This is a genomic window from Chamaesiphon sp. OTE_8_metabat_110 (assembly GCF_031382685.1).
Classification (GTDB): domain Bacteria; phylum Cyanobacteriota; class Cyanobacteriia; order Cyanobacteriales; family Chamaesiphonaceae; genus Chamaesiphon.
Genome location: NZ_JANMZA010000235.1, coordinates 1 through 4,379 on the forward strand (window position 1 = coordinate 1; position 4,379 = coordinate 4,379).

The window sequence follows — 4,379 nt, forward strand, 5'->3', positions numbered from 1 at the left end:
CAAGATGTCAAACTCACTATTTGGCATTCTCAGATCGTTTGGAATCCAATACATAGGTATCGGTTCTTGTAAAAAGATTCCATGTTCTGGAGTGATGATAACCGTAATTTCACCATTATGTAAACAGCCTAAAACTCTAGCTGGGCTGCGAGTATAAAAAATCACTATTCAACCATTCACATTTTCTGCTTGTGCTTAATACGTTGCAATCTTTGGTGGCTAATAACTTCGTTCGATCGATTCAATCTAAGAATAAATCTAAATTAGAGTGGGTAATTACCCACTCTTAATTTACTACATCGTGGCTAAAATTCGCTCGATAATACTTACAGCCCGATCTATCTCTGTAGAAGAAACAATTAAAGGCGGTACGAACCGGACGACTTTTAAACCCGCAGGGACTAATAATAAACCTGCTTGCATTGCTGCTTTAACAATATCAATCGCCCCGACATTACTATCAGCTTGTAACTCTAAGCCATTAATCAAACCCCAACCCCGAACTTCGGAGATTGTTTGGGGATATTTAGTGGCTAATTGTTGTAAACCTGCCCGTAATTGTGCGCCTCGCGCTTGGACATTGGCGAGAATATTTTCCCGTTCCAATGTTTGACAAACAGCTAAAGCCACCGCACAAACAAATGGATTGCCGCCGTAAGTACTAGCGTGATCTCCCGGCTGGAACACATTGCATGAAGCCTTACACAACGTCGCACCAATCGGAATCCCACCACCTAAACCCTTAGCACTCGTGAAAATATCCGGCTCGATCCCTAATTGCTCGTAACCCCAATATTTACCCGAACGTCCCATCCCGACTTGAACTTCATCGAGGATTAGTAAAATTCCCTTGTCATCGCAGAGTTTCCGCACCTGCTGGAAATACGCAACTTGTCCGGGATTCACGCCGCCTTCACCTTGCAGCGGTTCGAGCATAATGGCGGCTACCCGTCCATCTAACTCGGCAACAGCAGACTCGATCGCGGCAAAGTCATTGTAAGGTACATAGTGGAAACCCGGAATCAATGGTGCAAAGTTCTTGTGATACTTCGGCTGTCCGGTAGCTGTCACCGTCGCCAGCGTCCGTCCATGGAAACTGGCATTCGCCGTCAAAATTACTGGTTCGGTAATGCCTAAGACCGTATGAGCGTATTTCCGCGCCAATTTGATCGCGCCCTCATTAGCTTCAGCACCCGAATTACAAAAGAATACCCGATCGGCACAAGAATGTTCCACTAGCCACTTCGCTAGTTCGCCTTGCACGGGGACATAATATAAATTGGACACGTGAGTCAACGTGTGAATCTGCGTCGTCACCGCTTCAATCACGGCTGGATGTGCGTGTCCCAGCGTGCAGGTAGCAATCCCCGCCACAAAATCTAAATAAGCCTTGCCATCGGTATCCCAGACAGTACAACCCTCGCCCTTAGTTAGCGCCAGATTAAACCGTCCGTAAGTAGTCATCACATGACTATTAAACTCATCCTGACTAAAAGCTGATAACAACTCTGGATGAATCGTCGGTTGTGCGATCGCGGTATCCAAGCTCATCAAAGTACTCCTAAATCTTTATTAAATAACCATACTAACGCTAGAATTCCCGTTGCGTTTGACTCTTTTGCTACCCTATGCGCCGATCCCAATTTAAATTCTCGGCTGTGGCTGGGACGAGAACTCAGAAACTTCCTCAGAACCGATCTACCGGATAATTGGTGCGTTATGCTGTCTTGTCTCGCTGCTTGGTGCGCTAAACCCTCGGGGAACCCGAGGAGCGCGCATCCGCAAACCGTCGGGGAACAAAGGCGTGCGCGAGCCGCTTGCGCAGTAACGCACCCTACCGTCAATTTATCGCTCTGGTGTAGGGTGTGTTGTCTTGACGCACACAACCTGGAGGAAACCTCCAGGTCGATGCGTCGCTATCGCCCTTGGCGTAACGCACCATCATGAATCTCAAAGATCCCAAATGGGTTCTATAGGCGCGGCTTGCAGGAACGTGCGGGAACCCGTACTCTACCCTTGCTTGCCATGCCATACCCCATTCGGCTAAATTAGCACTCAGCAGTTGAGAGTGCTAAAAACTCAGAATTAATATGGCATCACTATCTTTAACAGTATCTACAGTCAAGCCTTTGGCCGATCGCGTCTTCGTCAAAGTCAGCGCATCAGAAGAAAAAACCGCAGGCGGTATCCTGCTTCCCGATACAGCTAAAGAAAAGCCCCAAATCGGTGAAGTAGTCCAAGTCGGCCCTGGCAAACGCAACGAAGACGGTACTCGTCAAGAGCCAGAAATCAAAATCGGCGATAAAGTCCTCTACTCCAAATACGCTGGTACCGACGTGAAGCTCGGCGGCGACGAATATGTGCTGTTGTCTGAGAAAGACATCCTCGCAGTAGTCGGCTAATTCTTCAGTTGACAGTTGACAGTTGACAGTTGACAGCTAGTATGGATGCTCGATCTGTAAACGATAGAATCCTCAGACAGTCAACAGTCAACAGCCATTCGGTCATTAATACTAACCCTCTACACATCTAAATTTAAAGATTATGGCAAAGCGGATTATATACAACGAAAATGCTCGTCGCGCCCTCGAACGCGGGATGGACATCTTGGCTGAAGCGGTAGCAGTTACCCTCGGCCCTAAAGGTCGTAACGTCGTCTTAGAAAAGAAATTTGGCGCACCCCAAATCGTTAACGATGGTGTCACCATTGCTAAAGAAATCGAACTCGAAGATAACGTCGAAAATACTGGTGTAGCTCTGATTCGTCAAGCTGCATCCAAAACTAACGACGCTGCTGGCGACGGTACTACTACAGCTACCGTACTAGCTCACGCGATCGTCAAAGAAGGTCTGCGTAACGTAGCGGCTGGTGCCAATGCGATCGCCCTCAAACGCGGCATCGACAAAGCTACTGGTTTCCTCGTCGAGAAAATCGCGGCTCATGCCAAACCCGTCGAAGATTCCAAAGCAATCGCTCAAGTAGCCGCAATTTCTGCGGGTAACGACAACGAAGTTGGCGAAATGATTGCCAACGCAATGGATAAAGTCGGTAAAGAAGGCGTCATCTCCCTCGAAGAAGGTAAGTCCATGACTACCGAACTCGAAATCACCGAAGGGATGCGTTTTGATAAGGGTTATATCTCCCCTTACTTCGCGACTGACATGGAGCGGATGGAAGCAGTGCTCGAACAGCCTTACATCCTGATTACTGACAAGAAAATCAACTTGGTTCAGGATCTCGTGCCCATCTTGGAGCAAGTCGCTCGTTCCGGTCGTCCTTTGCTGATTTTAGCTGAAGACATCGAAAAAGAAGCCCTCGCAACCTTGGTAGTCAACCGTCTGCGTGGTGTCCTCAACGTAGCCGCTGTGAAAGCGCCTGGTTTCGGAGATCGTCGCAAAGCCATGCTCGAAGATATCGCAGTTTTAACTGGCGGTCAATTAGTAACTGAAGATGCTGGTTTGAAACTAGATGCTACTAAACTAGAATCTTTAGGTCAAGCACGTCGCATCACGATTACCAAAGATAGCACCACGATCGTTGCTGAAGGCAATGAAGCAACTGTCAAATCGCGTTGCGAACAAATCCGTCGTCAAATGGACGAAAGCGATTCTTCCTACGACAAAGAGAAGCTCCAAGAGCGTCTGGCTAAATTAGCTGGTGGTGTCGCAGTCATCAAAGTTGGTGCTGCTACCGAAACCGAAATGAAAGACCGTAAATTACGGTTGGAAGATGCGATCAACGCGACCAAAGCCGCAGTTGAAGAAGGTATCGTTCCCGGTGGTGGTACGACTCTAGCTCACCTCTCTCCCGAACTCGAAACTTGGGCACAAGCTAACCTCAAAGATGAGGAATTAACTGGTGCGCTAATCGTTACCCGCGCCCTCTCAGCTCCGCTCAAACGGATTGCTGAAAACGCTGGTCAAAATGGTGCAATTATCGCCGAACGCGTTAAAGAAAAATCCTTTGATGTCGGCTACAATGCTGCCACAAATGAGTTCGTAGACATGTTTGAAGCTGGTATCGTTGACCCTGCGAAAGTCACGCGCTCGGCTCTCCAAAATGCCGCTTCGATCGCGGCAATGATCCTCACTACCGAGTGCATCATCGTTGATAAACCAGAGCCTAAAGACGGTGGTGCTGGTGCTGGCGGCCCGATGGGCGCTGGTGACTACGGCGATTACTAATCTCTAACTTTTAATAATTTTTAGAGGGGAAACCCGTTAATCTCGATCGCTATCTTCATCTGAAGGTAGCTTTTTTTATCGCTCGATCTTAGGTTAATTTGTGTGTATGGAAACTAACCTAATCGGTGCAATAACAATCGATCGAGTAAAGGCCCAAAGATTTCTTGTCCGCGTAATTGTTTGCGCCTTCGATC

3 protein-coding genes are annotated in these 4,379 nt (G+C 47.9%); 2 read left to right on the forward strand and 1 reads right to left on the reverse strand.

The genetic code is table 11. From position 1 onward, the window contains the following. Positions 1 to 294: 294 nt before the first annotated feature. Complete coding sequence (locus RMO52_RS08675; protein ID WP_396134924.1) at positions 295 to 1,551, reverse strand: aspartate aminotransferase family protein; 1,257 nt, start codon at positions 1,549 to 1,551, stop codon at positions 295 to 297. Positions 1,552 to 2,090: 539 nt separating this feature from the next. Between RMO52_RS08675 and groES the strand changes: the two genes are divergently transcribed. Further along, a complete protein-coding gene (gene groES / locus RMO52_RS08680; RefSeq protein ID WP_309742942.1) occupies positions 2,091 to 2,402 on the forward strand; it encodes a co-chaperone GroES in 312 nt (103 codons plus the stop codon). A 142-nt stretch (positions 2,403 to 2,544) separates the two neighbouring features. Further along, the gene (groL, locus tag RMO52_RS08685) at positions 2,545 to 4,185 is read left to right on the forward strand and encodes a chaperonin GroEL (protein ID WP_310412957.1); all 1,641 of its coding nucleotides are present in this window, start codon (positions 2,545 to 2,547) and stop codon (positions 4,183 to 4,185) included. Positions 4,186 to 4,379: the final 194 nt, after the last annotated feature.

Bases quoted from the DNA above. Each gene is read 5' to 3' on its own strand.
- groL (WP_310412957.1), top strand. From the start codon at position 2,545: ATGGCAAAGCGGATTATATACAACGAAAATGCTCGTCGCGCCCTCGAA.
- RMO52_RS08675 (WP_396134924.1), bottom strand. From the start codon at position 1,551: ATGAGCTTGGATACCGCGATCGCACAACCGACGATTCATCCAGAGTTG.
- groES (WP_309742942.1), top strand. From the start codon at position 2,091: ATGGCATCACTATCTTTAACAGTATCTACAGTCAAGCCTTTGGCCGAT.